The organism is Nocardia sp. NPDC057455 (assembly GCF_042802775.1).
GTDB lineage: Bacteria > Actinomycetota > Actinomycetes > Mycobacteriales > Mycobacteriaceae > Nocardia.
This window is the reverse complement of record NZ_JBHVDM010000022.1, coordinates 1-16,645: the sequence shown is the minus strand read 5'-3', so window position 1 is coordinate 16,645 and position 16,645 is coordinate 1. Positions and strand designations below refer to the sequence as shown.

Annotated in this window: 13 protein-coding genes; 5 read left to right on the top strand and 8 right to left on the bottom strand. The window is 68.9% G+C overall.

What is annotated here, in order from left to right:
* Window positions 1–32 precede the first annotated feature (32 nt).
* Both ACFU5M_RS11835 and ACFU5M_RS11830 read right to left on the bottom strand, forming a co-directional pair.
* Window positions 33–1,127: an isochorismate synthase MenF gene (locus ACFU5M_RS11835; RefSeq protein WP_379047843.1), complete on the bottom strand. Its 1,095-nt coding sequence runs from the start codon at window positions 1,125–1,127 to the stop codon at window positions 33–35.
* A gap of 53 nt (window positions 1,128–1,180) precedes the next feature.
* Entirely contained in the window at window positions 1,181–1,669 is a 489-nt protein-coding gene (locus ACFU5M_RS11830) for a universal stress protein (RefSeq protein WP_379048020.1), read from the bottom strand.
* A gap of 414 nt (window positions 1,670–2,083) precedes the next feature.
* Between ACFU5M_RS11830 and ACFU5M_RS11825 the strand changes: the two genes are divergently transcribed.
* The 3 genes from ACFU5M_RS11825 (at window position 2,084) to ACFU5M_RS11815 (ending at window position 5,285) form a co-directional block, all read left to right on the top strand.
* Window positions 2,084–3,244, top strand: coding sequence for a glycoside hydrolase family 3 N-terminal domain-containing protein (locus ACFU5M_RS11825; protein WP_379047840.1), 1,161 nt, complete (start codon window positions 2,084–2,086; stop codon window positions 3,242–3,244).
* Between the two features lie 99 nt (window positions 3,245–3,343).
* On the top strand, window positions 3,344–3,943 hold the full coding sequence (locus ACFU5M_RS11820) for a TetR/AcrR family transcriptional regulator (protein WP_039802917.1): 600 nt from the start codon (window positions 3,344–3,346) through the stop codon (window positions 3,941–3,943).
* 112 nt (window positions 3,944–4,055) lie between these two features.
* Entirely contained in the window at window positions 4,056–5,285 is a 1,230-nt protein-coding gene (locus ACFU5M_RS11815) for a DUF5685 family protein (RefSeq protein ID WP_379047837.1), read from the top strand.
* A gap of 102 nt (window positions 5,286–5,387) precedes the next feature.
* Here the strand turns inward: ACFU5M_RS11815 and ACFU5M_RS11810 are convergent, their stop codons facing one another.
* Both ACFU5M_RS11810 and ACFU5M_RS11805 read right to left on the bottom strand, forming a co-directional pair.
* Window positions 5,388–6,275, bottom strand: a complete 888-nt coding sequence (locus ACFU5M_RS11810; RefSeq protein ID WP_379047834.1) for a MaoC family dehydratase — start codon at window positions 6,273–6,275, stop codon at window positions 5,388–5,390.
* Complete coding sequence (locus ACFU5M_RS11805; RefSeq protein WP_379047831.1) at window positions 6,275–7,633, bottom strand: 3-oxoacyl-ACP reductase; 1,359 nt, start codon at window positions 7,631–7,633, stop codon at window positions 6,275–6,277. Before ACFU5M_RS11805 ends, ACFU5M_RS11810 begins: the two co-directional genes overlap by 1 nt.
* A 209-nt stretch (window positions 7,634–7,842) precedes the next feature.
* On the opposite strand from ACFU5M_RS11805, the gene ACFU5M_RS11800 reads away from it, so the two are divergent.
* Entirely contained in the window at window positions 7,843–9,165 is a 1,323-nt protein-coding gene (locus ACFU5M_RS11800; protein WP_379047828.1) for an acetyl-CoA C-acetyltransferase, read from the top strand.
* 69 nt (window positions 9,166–9,234) lie between these two features.
* Here ACFU5M_RS11800 and gnd read toward each other — a convergent pair whose 3' ends face one another.
* The gene (gnd, locus tag ACFU5M_RS11795) at window positions 9,235–10,263 is read right to left on the bottom strand and encodes a phosphogluconate dehydrogenase (NAD(+)-dependent, decarboxylating) (RefSeq protein WP_379047825.1); all 1,029 of its coding nucleotides are present in this window, start codon (window positions 10,261–10,263) and stop codon (window positions 9,235–9,237) included.
* A 316-nt stretch (window positions 10,264–10,579) separates the two neighbouring features.
* Here gnd and ACFU5M_RS11790 point away from each other — a divergent pair, with 316 nt between their 5' ends.
* A complete protein-coding gene (locus ACFU5M_RS11790) occupies window positions 10,580–12,478 on the top strand; it encodes a VanW family protein (protein ID WP_379047822.1) in 1,899 nt (632 codons plus the stop codon).
* A gap of 32 nt (window positions 12,479–12,510) precedes the next feature.
* Here ACFU5M_RS11790 and ACFU5M_RS11785 read toward each other — a convergent pair whose 3' ends face one another.
* From ACFU5M_RS11785 to ACFU5M_RS11775, 3 genes are all read right to left on the bottom strand, one after another.
* A complete protein-coding gene (locus tag ACFU5M_RS11785; RefSeq protein WP_379047819.1) occupies window positions 12,511–13,596 on the bottom strand; it encodes a DUF4185 domain-containing protein in 1,086 nt (361 codons plus the stop codon).
* A gap of 37 nt (window positions 13,597–13,633) precedes the next feature.
* Window positions 13,634–14,386 (bottom strand): helix-turn-helix domain-containing protein, encoded by a 753-nt coding sequence (locus tag ACFU5M_RS11780; RefSeq protein ID WP_379047816.1) that lies wholly within the window; start codon window positions 14,384–14,386, stop codon window positions 13,634–13,636.
* A 188-nt stretch (window positions 14,387–14,574) separates the two neighbouring features.
* Window positions 14,575–16,410 carry an acyl-CoA dehydrogenase gene (locus ACFU5M_RS11775; RefSeq protein ID WP_379047813.1) on the bottom strand — a complete coding sequence of 612 codons (1,836 nt, stop codon included), beginning with the start codon at window positions 16,408–16,410 and terminating at the stop codon, window positions 14,575–14,577.
* Window positions 16,411–16,645 lie beyond the last annotated feature (235 nt).

Below are 16,645 nucleotides of genomic sequence, written 5' to 3'. Positions count from 1 at the left end.
GACCGCGCGACGAACGCCCGCACGCGCGTGCCTCAATGGGTGGGAAGAGCGCAGTGCAGCGCGCCGAGCAGGGTGCGCAGTTTCGCGGTGGTCTCGTCGAGTTCCGCTTGCGGCTCGGAAGCCGCGACGATGCCGCCGCCCGCGTACGCCCGCACCGCGCGACCGTCGGCCGAGAGTTCCGCGCAGCGGATGGCGACCACCCACGCGCCGTCGCCGTCCGCGGCACACCAGCCGACGGCGCCTCCGTAGAACCCGCGGTCGTCCTCGATGTGCGCGATGGTGTCCAGTGCCAGATCGGTGGGAGTGCCGCAGACCGCGGGCGTGGGGTGCAACAGCAACGCCAGGTCGAGCGCGGTGATCGTGGTGTCGCTCAGGCGCCCGGTGATCGGCGTCGCCAGATGCCACACCTCGTGGGTGCTGACCAGTTCCGGGCTCTCCGGGATCGACAGCTCGGCGCAGACCGGGCCGAGCCGCTGCCGGATCCAGTCGATCACGAAGGCGTGCTCATCGCGATTCTTGGTGCTGGCCAGCAGTTCTCGGGCCTGCGCGGCATCGGCGCCTGGATCGGTCAGCCGTGGCGCGGTGCCCGCCAGCGGGCGCAAGGTCACCAGGTCGCCTTGCCGGGCGATCAGCACTTCGGGCGTCGCGCCCACCAGCGTCGCACCGGGACGTCCGGCGGGAGTGAGGTCGACCGCGAAGACGTTCGCGTGCGGATGCCTGGTCAGCAGGTGACCCGCGACGACTTCCGGGTCGAGTCCGGATTGTGCTTCGGCCAGCACCGATCGGGCAGCGACCACCTTGCGCAGCGGTTGCGCGGGATCATTGAGTTGCTCGACCAGTTCGGTCACCCGCGCCACATGCTCCGCCCGGCTCGGTATCTCGGTCACCACGCGCACCTCGGGTAGATCAGGCAGTGCGGCGGGTCGCCAGGGACCGGCGGTGTGCACGGCGTGCTCCGGCACGCTCAGCGCGGCAGGCTTGCGTGGATCGAAGGGCAGCGCACCGACCACCAGCCGCGCGCGGCCGTCCCGCAGCGCTGCCCGCGCTCGTTGCGCGTCGTCGAAGAAGGCCCGGCTCCCATGACCCCGAACAACCCCGTCGGCCCGAGCAAGCAGGAACCCATCCATGACCCCAACCTAGCTCCGTCGCCGCGCCCCATCGCCGTGGAGCGATCCAGATCTCACGCGGGGTACCGGTCGGGAGTCTTGCCGGGCGGGACGAGCAGGACGGGCCGGTGGCAATGCCGGAGGACGGCGTCGGCGACGCTGCTGTGCAGCAGCGCGCGGATGCCGGTGGCGCCCCGGGTGCCCGCGACGATGATGTCGACGTCCAGTTCGTCGGCGCAGTCGACGATGGCGTTCCAGATGGTGGTGGTGCATTCGGCGGTGCGCGCCTCGGCGTTCATTCCCGCCATTTCGGCCAGCCGCACACCCTCGGCATTGGTGGCGCGCGCGTCGACGTAGGCGATGTCCTCGATCTCGTCGTCCGGCACCCATTCCGGTTGCATGACACCCGACAGCCCGGACAGGCGAGCGGCTTGACGCACCATGGGCTCCCAGGCGGTCAGCACCACGGCTCGGTTCGCGCTGAGGAACCGCCCGGCGTATTCGACGGCCCGCTTGGCGTTCTCGGAACCGTCGTAGGCGATGAGCATCAGATCGCAGGGCACGAAGACCTCCTGGGCGAGACGCACGGCGACACCTCGAGATTACCCCGCGCAGGCCCGGTGAACCGGGTCGTTCAGGGGGTATGACCTGCGTAAACGCCAGCCTGGCGGATCCGCCGCGCGCAGTCGTGGTCCGCTGTGTCCGCTCTCGCCGCACCGCTGGACACCGACGGCGAGCGCACGGCGCCTGCGTCACGACACCCGACCGCGATCCGCGCGATGTCTTCGGGCGACTCGCCCGCGAGCGGCGGCGGGTGGCCTGCGGCGAGCGAAATCACGGTGCGGACAAGGCGGTGACCCATCGGTCCGGTATTGCCGAGTGCGGGACAACGATTCGATACCGGTGCGTGAGTTACCCGCCCGGTAGCGACGGCGCGACTTCGGTCGCGCACCTCACCACGAGTACGGTTGACCTCTATGCGGAAGACGCCTCTGCTCGTTCTCGCTGTTCTCGCCGCCGTCGCGACTGCCTGCTCGAACGGCGGCTCCACCGAGTCGGCGTCGTCGAGCACCACCACCCCGGACGCGACCACCGCGGCGATCCCCGTCACCAGTGCGGCGCCGCCGGACTGCAACGCCGGGTATCTCGCGCAGTTCACCACGCGCGGCAAACTCGCGCAGTTGCTGACGGTCGGCGTCACCGGCGCCGACGACGCCACGAACGTGGTGCGCAACGAGCAGATCGGCGGCATCTTCGTGGGCGGATGGACCGAACAGGCGCTGCTCGCCTCCGGCCAGGTCGCCCAGGTCCAGCAGGCCGCCAAGGTGCCCCTGATGGTGACCATCGATGAGGAGGGCGGCCGGGTCTCGCGGGTGCGCGACCTGATCGGCGCGGCGCCGTCGGCGCGGGAAACGGCGCAGACCATGAGTCCCGAGCAGTTCTACGACGCGACGGTGACCAGAGGCCGTGCGCTGAAGGATCTCGGCGTGACGGTGGACTTCGCCCCCGACGTCGACGTCAGCTCCCAGCCGGACGACTCGGTCATCGGCGACCGCTCCTTCTCCGACGATCCGGAGGTGGTCACCCGCTACGCGGACGCCTACATCCGCGCGATGCGCGAGGTCGGCGTCGGTACGGTGATGAAGCATTTCCCAGGTCACGGATCCGGGTCCGGCGACTCGCACACCGGCGCGGTGCGCACCCCGCCGCTGGACCAGATGCAGCAGGTGGACCTGGTGCCGTTCCGCAACCTGATCGGCTCGGGGGCGGCCGTGATGGTCGGTCACCTGGACGTACCCGGCTTGACCAGCCCGAACGTCCCCGCCAGCATCAGCCCGGAGGCGATGCGGCTGCTGCGCGAGGGCAGCGGCTACGGCGCCGCGCCGTTCCAGGGGCCGATCTTCACCGACGACCTCGGTGGCATGGCGGCGATCACCAGCCGGATGTCGATCGCAGAGGCCGTCGAAGCCGCGCTGGTCGCCGGTGCGGACAGCGCCCTGTGGATCACCACCGACGCGGTGCCGCAGGTGCTCGACCGGCTGGAGCAGGCGGTGTCGAGCGGACGACTGCCGATGGCGCAGGTGGATGCGTCGGTGTTGCGCCTGGCCGCGTACAAGGGTGCGTTGCCGCGCTGCTGAGGCGCGCCGCACGGCCGAGTCGGGCGACTGGTGAGCAAATCGGACCGCCGGAACTTACCTTGGAGTAATATATGAAGTTCACCTGTGGTAGGAGTGTGGATGGCGGGCGGTACGAAGCGGCTTCCGCGGGCAGTACGCGAGCAGCAGATGCTCGACGCCGCCGTGGAGGTCTTCTCGCGTAAAGGCTTCCATGACACGTCGATGGACGCGATCGCCGCCGAGGCGAAGATCTCCAAGCCGATGCTGTATCTGTACTACGGCTCCAAGGACGAACTGTTCCGCGCCTGCATCCAGCGGGAGGGGATGCGGTTCATCGAATCCGTCGCGCCCGCGGGCAACCCGCTGCTCACGCCGCACGAGCAGGTGCGCACCGCGCTGGAGGGCTTCCTCGGCTTCGTCGACCGCAACCGGCGCTCCTGGCAAGTGCTCTACCGGCAGGCCATCGGCCAGCAGGCCTTCGCCTCGGAGATCGAGAACGCGCGCGAACGCGTCATCGAGCTGACCGCCAAACTGCTCGAATCCAGCGCCAAGCACGCCGAGCCGGGGACGAACTTCGACGTCGTCGCGGTCGCCGTGATCGGCGCGGGCGAGGCTATCGCCGACCGGCTGGCCAGTGGCCGGATCGAGGTCGCCGAGGCCGTCGACCTGCTCGACGATCTGGCCTGGCGCGGTCTGGCCGGCCGGAAGAAAACCGAGTAGCCCGCCTTTTGCCCGTTTCGGTTGCTTCCGCGCCGCCCTCCTGCCACAGTGCGTGAGTTCGCAAATCAGCGGGCCGGCTCATTCGATCGAGCCGGGGAGGAACGGGGCGGAAGTGTTCGGGTTGCTCAGGCCGTGTGCGCACGGCGCTCAGAAGTATGGAATCGATGCGGCCGAGTGGCAGGCGCATCTGTGCGGTTTGTGTCTCGGGTTGCGGGACGGGCACGGTCAGCTCGCTCGCGCCACCACGAACAAGGACGCGCTGGTGCTGAGCATGCTCACCGAGGCGCAGTCCGGTTCGGCGGCACGCACCACCGCGGCGCCGTGTCCGCTGCGTGGGATGCGCCGCGCGTCGGTGGCCGCCGCCGACTCGCCCGGCGTCCAGCTCGCCACCACCGCGTCGCTGCTGCTGGCCGCGGCCAAGATTCGCGATCACGTGGACGACGGCGAGGTTCCCGCGCCGACCCGCGGGCCGCTGGCGAAAGCCGCGACGCGATGGAACCGGGAGGCGCGCGCGGCTGCGGCGCGGATCGGTCTGGACGTCGAGCCGCTCGTCGCGGCGCTCGACGCGCAGGTGCGCTTGGAGCAGGAAGCGAAACAGCCTGTTGCCGTGGGGCCTTCGGGCGCGGCGCCGGAAGCGCTTGCGAATTCGCCCCAGTGGCGCTCGGCGATGGCGCCGTCGGCCGATCCACTGGATCGCTTGACCGCGCCTACGCAGCTGTGCGCGTCGGCGTTCTTCGCGCACACCGCGGTGCTGGCCGATCGCTCGGACAATATCGACGCGTTGCGTGCGGCGGGGTGGCAGTTCGGGCGGATCGCGCATCTGGCCGACGCCGTCGCCGACTACGACGACGACGCCACCAATGGCCGCTTCAACCCCCTCGCGGCCACCGGCACCACCGTGCCCGAGGCATACGACCTGCTGAGGCAATCGAATTCGCGGCTGCGCGCGGCCGTCGCGGCGGCCGAACTCAGCCGGGTGCCCACGGTCCGCTGGATGCTGCTCGACCCGCTGACCGCCGTGCTGCGGCGGCTCGGCGGCGGACTCGGCACCCTCGCCGCCCACACCTGCTCGGCGTCGCCCGACGCCGAGGTCCGCGCGCACGCTCGCGGAACCCGCCACCGCCCGCCGACTCGTCGTCCGGGCATCGGCGAATCCCTCACGCTCATCCTGGGCGGCTACTGCACCGGCTACGCGTGCTGTGCCGACCACACGCAACCGTGCACCGGCGAACGCAAGGACGCCTGGATCAAGAACTGCGATTGCAGCGATTGCGGCGAATGTGACTGCGGCTGCTGCAATTGCGGGGATTGCAACTGCTGCGACTGCGGTTGCGACTGCTGATCGGCGCGGGACAGGCAAGCCTGCGGCAGACGCGGTCGTTGTCGCTGGAAAGCGCGAAGCCGCATCCCGATTCGCGGGAATCGGGATGCGGCTGGGGTGTGCTCAGCGCAGGGTCGCCGTCAGATGCGGGTACCCCTTCTTCGGGTGACGCAGCGCCAGATCCCAACCGCCTTCGGCCTGGTCGGCATACAGGTTGACGGTGGAGGGCAGCAGAATCGGCTTACCGAATTTGACCGAGTACGCGGTCTGCTCCGGAATGCGCCCCTCGACCGCGCCGAGTACGGTCGCCGCCGACCACATGCCGTGAGCGATCGACCGTGGGAAGCCGAACGCCTTGGCGCCCAATGCCGAGGTGTGGATCGGATTATGGTCACCGGACGCGGCCGCGTACCGGGTGATCGTCTTCTGATCCACCCGCAGGGTGCGCAGCGGTGGCGGCGGGACCTCGTCCGGCTTCGGCTCCGGCTTCGGGCCGCCCGACAACGAGGTGCGCTGCTGGTGCAGGAACGTGGTGACCTGGTGCCACACCAGCTCGCGACCCACCTTCACATCGCTGATCGCGTCCACGAGCAGGCCCTTCGGGTGCTCGCGCAGGTTCTCGATGTGTGTGCGGATGTCCAGCGGCTCGCTCACCGAGATGTCGCGGGTCCGCTCGATGACGTTCTGCGCGTGCACCGCGCCCACCGCGACGAACGGGAAGTCCCGCGCCACCACCAGCTGCATGGCCAGCGGGAAGGTGAGAATGAACGGGTAGGTCAGCGGCAGCGCGTCGCCGAACCGCAAACCGGTCGCGCGGCAGTAGGCGGCCAGGTGATCGGGATCCACCCGTAGCCCGTCGAGCTGAACCGCCCGGTCCGGCAGCGCCGGCTTCCGCGATGACAGCAGCGGCACCGCGCCGAGCGCGGCCTTGACGAACAGGCGGCTGTTCTTGGGCGGTTCGGTGAGGGCGATCACCTGGGTCTTCTCCTTGCCTGCCGGAGCCTGGGTCATCATGCTCCGATCAGGCTCTGCCCGCAGACCCGGACGACGTTGCCGGTCACCGCGTTCGACGCCGGGCTCGCGAAATAGGCGATGGTCTCGGCGACGTCGACGGTCTGGCCGCCCTGTAGCAGCGAGCTCATCAGCCGCCCGGCCTCCCGGGTGGCCAGCGGGATGGCGGCGGTCATCGCGGTCTCGATGAAACCGGGCGCCACGGCGTTGATGGTGATGTTCTTCTCCGCCAGCTTCGGCGCCTCGGCGTTCACCATGCCGATGACGCCCGCCTTGGATGCGCCGTAGTTGGTCTGGCCGCGGTTGCCCGCGATGCCCGCGATCGAGGACACGTCGATCACGCGGCCGCCCTCCTTCAGCGCGCCCCTGGCCACCAGGCCCTCGGTGATCCGGTGCGGCGCGGCGAGATTCACGTTGATGACCGAGTTCCAGCGGCCCTCGTCCATGTTCGCCAGCAGCTTGTCCCGGGTGATGCCCGCGTTGTGCACGATGATGTCGATGCCGCCGAACCGCTCGGTGGCGAACTCGGCCAGCTTCTCCGCCGCGTCGGGCGCGGTCACGTCGAGCACGAGCGCGGTGCCGCCCACCTTGTTCGCGGTCTGCGACAGCGCCTCGCCCGCGGCCGGGATATCGGCCACGATCACCTGGGCCCCATCGCGGGCGAACACCTCGGCGATGGTCGCGCCGATGCCGCGCGCCGCGCCGGTCACCACGGCGACCTTGCCGTCCAGCGGCCGGTCCCAATCGGCGGGTGCGCTCGCGTCGTCCTTGCCGACCCGGATGACCTGGCCGTCGACGAACGCCGACTTCGCCGAGAGCAGGAAGCGCAGAGTCGACTCCAGGCCCGTCGCCGTGGCCGAGGCCTCGGGGTGCAGGTAGACCAGCTGAGCGGTCGAGCCACGCAGCAATTCCTTGGCCACCGAGCGGGTGAAGCCCTCCAGTGCCCGCTGCGCGATCTGCTGGTCCACGCCGCCCGCCAGTTCGGGCGTGGTGCCGATGACCACGATGCGCCCGGACGAGGTGAGGCTGCGCAGGGCGGGCTGGAAGAACTCGAACAGCTGTGAGAGGTCCTCGATGGTGCCGATGCCGGTGGCGTCGAACACCAGGGCGCCGTACTTGGTGCCCTGGCTCAGCGCGTCGGCGAAGTCGTAGTCCGACAACAGCGCGCGCACCGGCTCGGCGACACGGCCCTTACCGCCGATCAGTACCGGGCCGGACAGCGGCGGCTCGCCCGCGGCGTAGCGGCGCAGTGTCTCCGGCTTCGGAAGGCCGAGCTTGCTGGCCAGGAACGCGCCAGGTGCGGAGTGTACGAACGATCCATAGAGGTTGGGAGCACCCTTGCTCTTGCTGGCTGCCACTATTCCTACCTTTTCTGAGTTCTGTCTCTCGGGTTCGGGGTCGCCCCGGCGCGGTCTGCTGGCGCATTTTTGCGGGGGTACGTATCGACATTAAACTTACTCCAGAGTAAGTTTAATGTAAACAACCGCGACGGGGCGCCGAGCAGTGCGGAATGACCGCGCTCGACCGGGCCGCCGGGACATCCATCCACGAGACCTTGGAGACTCGAGTGACTAGCAAAGCCCGTTCGGCGAAGAGCACCGCCAAGACCGGTAAGACCACCCGTCCGGTCGCGATCGTGGGTGGCAACCGGATTCCGTTCGCTCGCTCGGACAAGGCGTACGCCCACGCCTCCAACCAAGACATGTTCACCGCCGCGCTGGACGGTCTGGTCAGCCGTTTCGGCCTCCAGGGCGAGCGGCTCGGCATGGTCGTCGGCGGCGCCGTGCTGAAGCGGGTCGGCGAACACGGCCTGATCCGGGAGAGCGTGCTCGGCAGCAAGCTCAGCCCGTACACCCCGGCGCACGATCTACAGCTGGCCTGCGGCACCGGACTGCAGGCGATCGTCACCGTCGGTGACGCGATCGCCGCGGGCCGGATCGAAGCCGGCGTCGGCGGCGGCACAGACACCACCTCCGACGCTCCGATCGGGGTGAGCGAGGGCATGCGCGAGTGGATGCTCGACGCGAACCGCGCCAAGACCGGCAAGGACCGCCTCAAGCTGGTCGGCCAGCTGCGCCCGAGCATGCTCGGCATCGAGATCCCGCGCAACGCCGAGCCGCGCACCGGGTTGTCCATGGGTGAGCACGCCGCCATCACCGCCAAGGAGTTCGGTGTCCCGCGCGAGGCGCAGGACGAGCTGGCCTACCTGTCGCACAAGAACATGGCGGCCGCCTACGATCGCGGTTTCTTCGACGATCTGATCACGCCGTTCCTCGGCCTCACCCGGGACGACAACCTGCGCCCGAACTCCTCGATCGAGAAGCTGGCGACGCTGAAGCCGGTCTTCGGGGTCAAGGCGGGCGACGCGACCATGACCGCGGGCAACTCCACCCCGTTGACCGACGGCGCGTCCGCGGTGCTGCTGTCCAGCGAGGAGTGGGCCGCCGAGCACAAGCTGCCCGTGCTGGCCCATCTGGTCGACAGCGAGGTCGCCGCGGTCGACTACATCCACGGCCCCGACGGCCTGCTGATGGCGCCGACCTACGCGGTACCGCGTCTGCTCGCCCGCAACGGCCTGACCTTGCAGGACTTCGACTACTACGAGATCCACGAGGCGTTCGCCTCGGTGGTGCTGGCCACCCTGGCCGCGTGGGAGTCCGATGCCTACTGCAAGGAGCGTCTCGGCCTCGACGGCGCGCTCGGGTCGATCGATCGCGGCAAGTTGAACGTCAACGGCTCGTCGCTGGCCGCGGGGCATCCCTTCGCCGCAACCGGCGGCCGCATCGTCGCCTCCACCGCGAAACTGCTTGCCGAAAAGGGCTCCGGCCGTGCGCTGATCTCCATCTGCGCCGCGGGCGGCCAGGGCGTCGTCGCCATCCTGGAGCGCTGACACCGAGGTAGTCGCACGTCACCAAGGTGGTCCGATCGGAATCCCGGTCGGACCACCTTCGCGTTCGTCCTACTCGCCCGGCAGCTCGAGATGCCCGCCGAAAGCTTTGCGCATCGCCGAGAGCACTTTGTCCGCGTACAGCGCTTCGCCCCGCGAGGAGAATCGGGCGAACAAAGCGGACGACAGGACGGGCACGGGTACGCCGGTGTCGATGGCGGCATCGATCGTCCAGCGGCCCTCGCCGGAATCGGACACCCGGCCGCTGTAGGAATCCAGATTCGGGTCCGCGTGCAGTGCGGCGGCGGTGAGGTCGAGCAACCAGGACGCGACCACCGACCCGCGCCGCCACACCTCGGTGATCTCGGGCACGTCGAGGTCGTACTGGTAGTACTCGGGGTGCTCCAGTGGCGTCTCCTCCGCGGAGAACGCGCCGGTGTGCTCTGCCCCGTAGTTCGCCCGCCGCAAGACGTTCAATCCTTCGGCGTAGGCGGCCATCGCCCCGTACTCGATGCCGTTGTGCACCATCTTCACGAAGTGGCCCGCCCCCACCGGCCCGCAGTGCAGATAACCCAGCTCGGCGGTGGACGGCTCGCCGGTGCGCCCCGGTGTCCGCTCCGCCGCCCCGAGGCCCGGTGCGATGGATTTCAGCAGCGGGTCCAGGTGCTTCACCGGCTCGGACTCGCCGCCGATCATCAGGCAGAAGCCGCGGGTGCGGCCGAATACGCCGCCCGAGGTGCCGATGTCCACGTAGTGGATGCCTTCGGGCCGCAGTTTCGCGGCGCGCTCGAGGTCCTCGTGGTAACGGCTGTTGCCGCCGTCGATGACGATGTCGCCGGGCTCGAGCAGTTCGGCGACCTGCTCGATCACCGCTCCGGTCGCGCCGGCCGGGATCATCACCCAGACCACCCGCGGCTTCTCCAGCATGCCCACGAACTCGGTGAGATCGGTGCTGCCACGGAAGCCGTCGCCGAGTTCCGCGCGCAGTTCGTCGATGTGGGCGCAGTGACGTTCGTATCCGACCGCGGTGTGCCCGTCCTCGACGACGCGGCGCACGATGTTCGCGCCCATCCGGCCGAGGCCGATCATTCCCAGCTGCATGCCATCCATCTCCCTTGCGTATGCGAAGTGTTGCGGCGGGATCGTCCTGTTCGATTCTCCCGCGTGGAATCGGTCACGGTTGGGCTCGCGGGTGTAACGCCGCACGCGAGGGTCCGATAAACAGGTCGGCTCCGCGCAGTTGCCAGACCCCCGACCCGGCAACTGCGCGGTGCCTCTTTGTGTGGTGTACCCGGTTCTCCGCGCGGGATGTGCGCTATGTCCGTGCTGTGCCGATTGCTGTCGGCGGAGACCACTATCGTGATGGGGACTCGCATCGGTGCGAGTCCACAATTCAATCGAACGGGGAGGACGGTTCGTGACGAGCCAGCCGAGCACCGGAGGACGCGGCCCACATCCTGGTGGCGAAGTCGGATGGCGCCAGCTCCTCGGGGCGGAACGACCCCAGGAATCGGACCGGTCGGTCGCCTGGAGCGGCGACGCGCAGCCCACGCAGCCCCTGCAAACTACCCCGCGGCGGCCCGTGCCCCCGGCACCCCGCCGTGCGTCCGCGCGTCGTCCGATCTCCACCCCGCCGCCGAAGCGCCTGGACGGCGCGGTCGTGCGCCGGGTGGGTATCGCGGTCGGCGCCGTGCTGGCGGTCGCGGGGCTCGGCTACGTGGTCGACCTGGTGCTTTCCTCGGGTGAGGTGCCACGCGGCACCGTCGTCGCGGGTGTCGACGTGGGTGGCATGGACACCTCCGCCGCCGACGCCCGCCTGCGCGCCGAGCTCGACCCGAGAGCGAGCCGGGAGCTGCCGCTGCGCATCGGCGACGTGCAGACCCGCATCGTGCCGAGCGCCGCCGGACTGTCCGTGGACTGGGACGCCACCTGGTCGCGGGTCGGCTCGCAGCCGCTCAACCCGTTCACCCGGCTCGCCTCCGTCTTCACCACGCGCGAGGTGTCGATCGTCAGCGCGATCGATGAACCGGCCCTGGATCGCCAGCTGACCGAACTGCGGGTGCACGACCGAGCCTCGGTCGATGGCACCATCACCTTCGACAAAGCCAGACCCGTTGCGGTGCCGCCCGTTCCGGGCCGGGTACTCGACGTGGCCGCCGCACGAACGGAATTGGCCGACCGGTGGGTCGCCGGAACTGCGCTGGATTTGCCCGTCGTCCCCGCCCCGTTGCACGTGCGTCCGGAGGCCGTGGACAAAGCCCTGCGTGAGGTCGCCGAGCCCGCCGTACGTGCGCCGATCGCGTTCGCGGGCAAGGGCGGCGCGGCCAGGCTCGATCCCGAGCAGATCGCGTCCGTGCTGGCCTTCGGGCCGGACGGGCAGGGCGGACTCGCCGTCTCGGTGAATCAGGACGCCGCGATCGGCCTGCTCGCGCCGCAGCTGGCGACCACGGAAGTCGAGCCGAAGGACGCGACGTTCGCGGTGTCGGGTGGCAAGCCGTCGGTCGTTCCCGCCGTGGTCGGGGACAAGATCAACTGGCCGAAGACCTTCGAACAATTCACCGCGCTGCTGATCGCACCGGGCGAGCGGACCGCGCAGGTGGTCTACGAGCGGATCGAACCGAAACTGACCACCGAGGCGGCGCAGGGGCTCGGCGTGATCGAGACCGTCGGATCGTTCACCACCGGCGGGTTCAGCGGTCCCTCCGGCGTCAATATCCGCACCGTGGCCAGAAAGGTCGACGGCGCGATCGTGAAGCCGGGAGACACGTTCTCGCTCAACGACTTCACCGGCCCGCGCGGCACCGCCGAGGGATACGTCGAATCAGGCATCATCGACCACGGCCGTCCCAGCACCGCGGTCGGCGGCGGCATCAGCCAGTTCGCCACCACGCTCTACAACGCGGCGTATTTCGCCGGTCTCGAGGACGCGGGCCACACCGAGCACAGCTACTACATCTCCCGCTACCCCGCCGCCCGCGAAGCCACCGTCTTCGACGGCGCGATCGACCTGAAATTCCGCAACAACACCCAGACCGGCATCTACATCGAGACGATCGCGACCGGCGCCGAGATCACCGTCCGCCTGTGGGGGACCAAGACGGTCGACGTCGAATCCATCACGGGTGAGAAGACCAAACCGACCGAACCCACCACCGTCACCTTGCCCAAGGGCAAGGACTGCATCGCCTCCGAAGGCGCCCCCGGCTTCACCATCTCCGACACCCGCGTCATCACCGACCGCAAAACGGGCCGCGAAGTCTCCCGCAAGACCCGCACGGTGAAGTACGACCCGATCCCGGTGGTGAAGTGCGAGTGAGTGAACAGCCTCCATCGCACTGACTCCACGCTTTACAACGGCGTTCGCATCAGCAGGACGTTGTACTGGGTGTGCTGGGTGACCAGGAAGTAGAGATCTCGGCCGGTTTGGTAGGGGTAGATCATCGGCGCGTAGGCGGTGGGAAGGGAACGGGCGTCGATGAGGACGCGGGGTTCGCTCCACGGCCCTTCGGGAGCGGGCGCGGTGCGCAGGACGACGCTGTTGGCCGGGTCGGTGGTCAGCATGACGTACTGGCCGAGGTAGTCGTTCCACATCACCGACAACTCGGCGACGCCGCCGACGATCGGGGCCGCGGTCTTGGCATCGGTGGGTTTCCACTCTTTGCCGTCCCAGTATTCGTAGGCGTCGATATTCGCGATATCGGATTCTTTCGCGCGGGAGACGAACCCGGGATTGTTGCGGCCCGCGGGTGTGCCGTAGCGGTAGACGTAGCCGCCCGCCTTCAGGAAGGCGTTCTGCTGGAAGTTCTCGTGCCCGTCGACATTGGCGCGGCGCGTGTGGGTGAGCTGCGTCCAGGTGGTGCCGCCGTCGCCGGAGGAGGCCAGGGTGGAGAAGTTGGTGTGCCACTTCCCGTGATCGCCCCATTCGCGCACCGACATCATGCTCATGTACTGCACCCCGCCCACGGAGATGCCCGCCGTGGGAATGAGGCTGATCTCGATGCCCGGAATCTTGGGGCTCGGCAACGGGTTCGGGACCACATCCTCGAAGACGATGCCCTCGGCCGGGTCGTGCGATGAGCTGCGGAACAGCACGTTGCTGGTCCAAGCCCAGATGCTGCCCGCGAGGAGGTTGGGTACCCCGATCCCCGCGCTGTCGCCGAAGGCGGTGATCATCCGGCCGTTGCCGTCGTCCCACATGATGCCGAGATCGGTGCCGAGCACGTTGACGCTCTGCGTGCGATTCGGGCTGTCCATGCCGGTCACCTGGAACACCGCTTCGGTCGGTCCGGGCAGTTCGGGCAGGCCGTGGATACCGTTGAGCGCCGGGATCGGTATGACGTTGTTCGGGTCGGCTCCAGCGGGCGCGGCCGCGGCCAGCGCGAGGGTCGCGGCAAGCGCGCCGGTTCGGGCGAGGGCGGACAGCGATCGGGTCATGCTGGGTCATTCTGCCTGCTCGCCGCCGCGCTGTCGCCTACATCGACGTGTGCGCCCCGCGCGTCCGGCCGATCGGCACCAGCCGGTAGAGCCACCACGGACGCTCGGGAAGCTCGGGGCTGTAAGCCCGCATGCTCATCGAGCGGATCCGGCCCGTGGCGAGGTCACGGACCTGCAAGCTGCGGCGCGGGATGTCCGCCGCGCGCACTTCGGTGGTCCACATGCGGTCCCAATCCGGGGAGCGGCGGCAGCGTTCGGCGATCTGATCCACGCGCTCGCGCGGGGCGAGCGGGGACAGAATGCGGAAGGCGTCGACGAGCAGGTGCGCCTCCACGGCCCAATCCACCATCACCCGCCGCGCCGCCGCGTCGAGGAACATCCACTCGAGCACGTTCGCCCGGGCGACCGCCCCTGGGAAGGCGCGTTCGTAGGCGGAATTGGCCTCCACCAGATCCTGCGTCGGCATCCGCTGGTAGCAGGCCGGGTCGGGAAGGCTGTGCAGGTCGGCTCGGTCGTCCGCAGTGGGCGCGTCGGGGCCGGGGCCGTATGCGGCCGTGAAAAAACTGGGCAGGGTCAGCACGACGATGTGCCTGCGGTACCAGATCGGCACCTCGAGCGCGTCGAACAACTGCTGTAGCAGCGCGTGATTCGGCGCCGCCGCGCCTGTTTCGATCTGGTCCAGCACCGCTTCGGTAAGGCCGGCGCGCTGGGCGAGATGGGCGGGCGGCAGCCCCGCGGCGAGGCGTCGCTCGCGCAGATAAGCGCCGATGCCAGTTGCGTTGCGCGTCACCTCGGGCACCCCTGCCGACATTTCTCGTGCCGGACTGTGTGAAGCGGGAGGTTCCTGCGGCCCCCCGGGAGCACGCAATCTACCGGAGAGGATCGGCGTCGAGCGGTGATCGAACGTCACGAAACGACAAATCTAGACGACAACGGCCCGGAGCGGATCTCCGGGCCGTTGTGCCGTATCTCTGAGCGTCAGAACGCGGCTTCGTCCAGCTCCATGATGTCGTTGTCCAGGTTGGACAGCACCGCGCGGGTGGCGGTCAGCTCCGGCAGGACGTTGCGGGCGAAGAACTGCGCGACCGCGATCTTGCCGTTGTAGAACGCCTCGTCGGCGCCGGTCGCGCCGTTGTCGAGGGCCGCGATGGCGACCTCGGCCTGGCGCAGCAGCTGCCAGCCGATCAGCAGGTCACCGACGGAGAGCAGGAAGCGCACCGAACCCAGGCCGACCTTGTACAGCTCGCTCGGCTGCTCCTGGGCGCCCATCAGGTGGCCGGTGAGCGTGGCGGCCATGGCCTGCACGTCCTCCAGCGCGGTGGCCAGCAGCTTGCGCTCGCCCTTCAGCCGGCCGTTGCCCGCCTCGGCGTCGATGAACTTCTGCACCTGACCGGCCACGTGGGCCAGCGCGACGCCGCGATCACGGGCGATCTTGCGGAAGAAGAAGTCCTGCGCCTGGATGGCGGTGGTGCCTTCGTAGAGCGAGTCGATCTTCGCGTCGCGGATGTACTGCTCGATCGGGTAGTCCTGCAGGAAGCCGGACCCGCCGAGGGTCTGCAGCGACTCGGTCAGGTATTGGTAGGCCCGCTCCGAGCCGACACCCTTGACGATCGGCAGCAGCAGGTCGTTGACCCGCGCGGCCAGATCGGCGTCGGCGCCGGAAACCAGCTGCGCCACATCCTCGTTCTGGTGGGCGGCGGTGTACAGGTACACCGCGCGCAGACCCTCGGCGTACGCCTTCTGGGTGGCCAGCGAACGACGGACGTCCGGGTGATGGGTGATGGGGACGCGAGGCGCGGCCTTGTCGGTCATCTTGGTCAGGTCGGCGCCCTGGACCCGCTCCTTGGCGTAGTCCCGCGCGTTCAGGTAACCGGTCGACAGGGTCGCGATGGCCTTCGTGCCGACCATCATCCGAGCGTGCTCGATGACGTCGAACATCTGCGCGATGCCGTTGTGCACCTCGCCGACCAGCCAGCCCTTGGCCGGGATGCCGTGGCCGCCGAAGGTGACCTCACAAGTGGCCGAGACCTTCAGGCCCATCTTGTGCTCGACGTTGGTGACGAAGACGCCGTTGCGCTCGCCCAGCTCGCCGGTCTCGTGGTCGAAGTGGAACTTCGGTACGAAGAACAGCGACAGGCCCTTGGTGCCCGGTCCGGCGCCCTCGGGGCGGGCCAGCACCAGGTGCATGATGTTCGGGAACAGGTCGTCGGAGTCGGCCGAGGTGATGAACCGCTTGACGCCCTCGATGTGCCAGCTGCCGTCTTCCTGCTCGACCGCCTTGGTGCGGCCCGCGCCGACGTCGGAACCGGCGTCGGGCTCGGTCAGCACCATGGTGGCGCCCCAGCCCTGCTCGGCGGCGATCTTCGCCCAGCCCTTCTGCTCTTCGGTGGCGTTGTTGTAGAAGATGTTCGCGAAGCCGGGGCCCGCGGCGTACATGAAGGCGGCAGGCTGTGCGCCCAGGATCAGCTCGGCGATGGCCCAGTAGGCCGCGCGCGGGATCGGCAGGCCGCCCAGCTCCTCCTCGATGCCCAGCCTGTCCCAGCCACCGTCCTGCAGGGTGCGGTAGCTCTTCTTGAAGGACTCGGGCAGTGACACCGTGTGGGTGGCGGGATCGAAGACCGGCGGGTTGCGGTCGGCGTCGGCGAACGACTCGCCGAGCGGCCCCTCGGCCAGGCGACGCACCTCGTTCAGCATCTCCTTCACGGTGTCCGTGTCGAGATCGCCGTAGGCGCCGCTGTCCAGGATCGACCCGAGGCCGAGGACCTCGAAGAGGTTGAACTCCAGGTCGCGGACGTTGCTCTTGTAGTGACCCATTGTCAGTACTCACTCTCCGTTGAGTTGGTGCGGTCGGTATGGTTGCCGTTCCCGCCCGTTGTTCGCTCCACCGGGGTAGTCGTGCCGGTTTTCCGCATGCTACTCGCGGGTAACTTATGTGTCATATTACCGGCCGGTAATGAATGCGCAAAGAGCTGAGCAGGCAATGTGACGAGTTTTACAGTGTCTGATGGCCGCGCCTTCGGCGCGGCGTGTTCGCGGCCCCTTTGTGGCT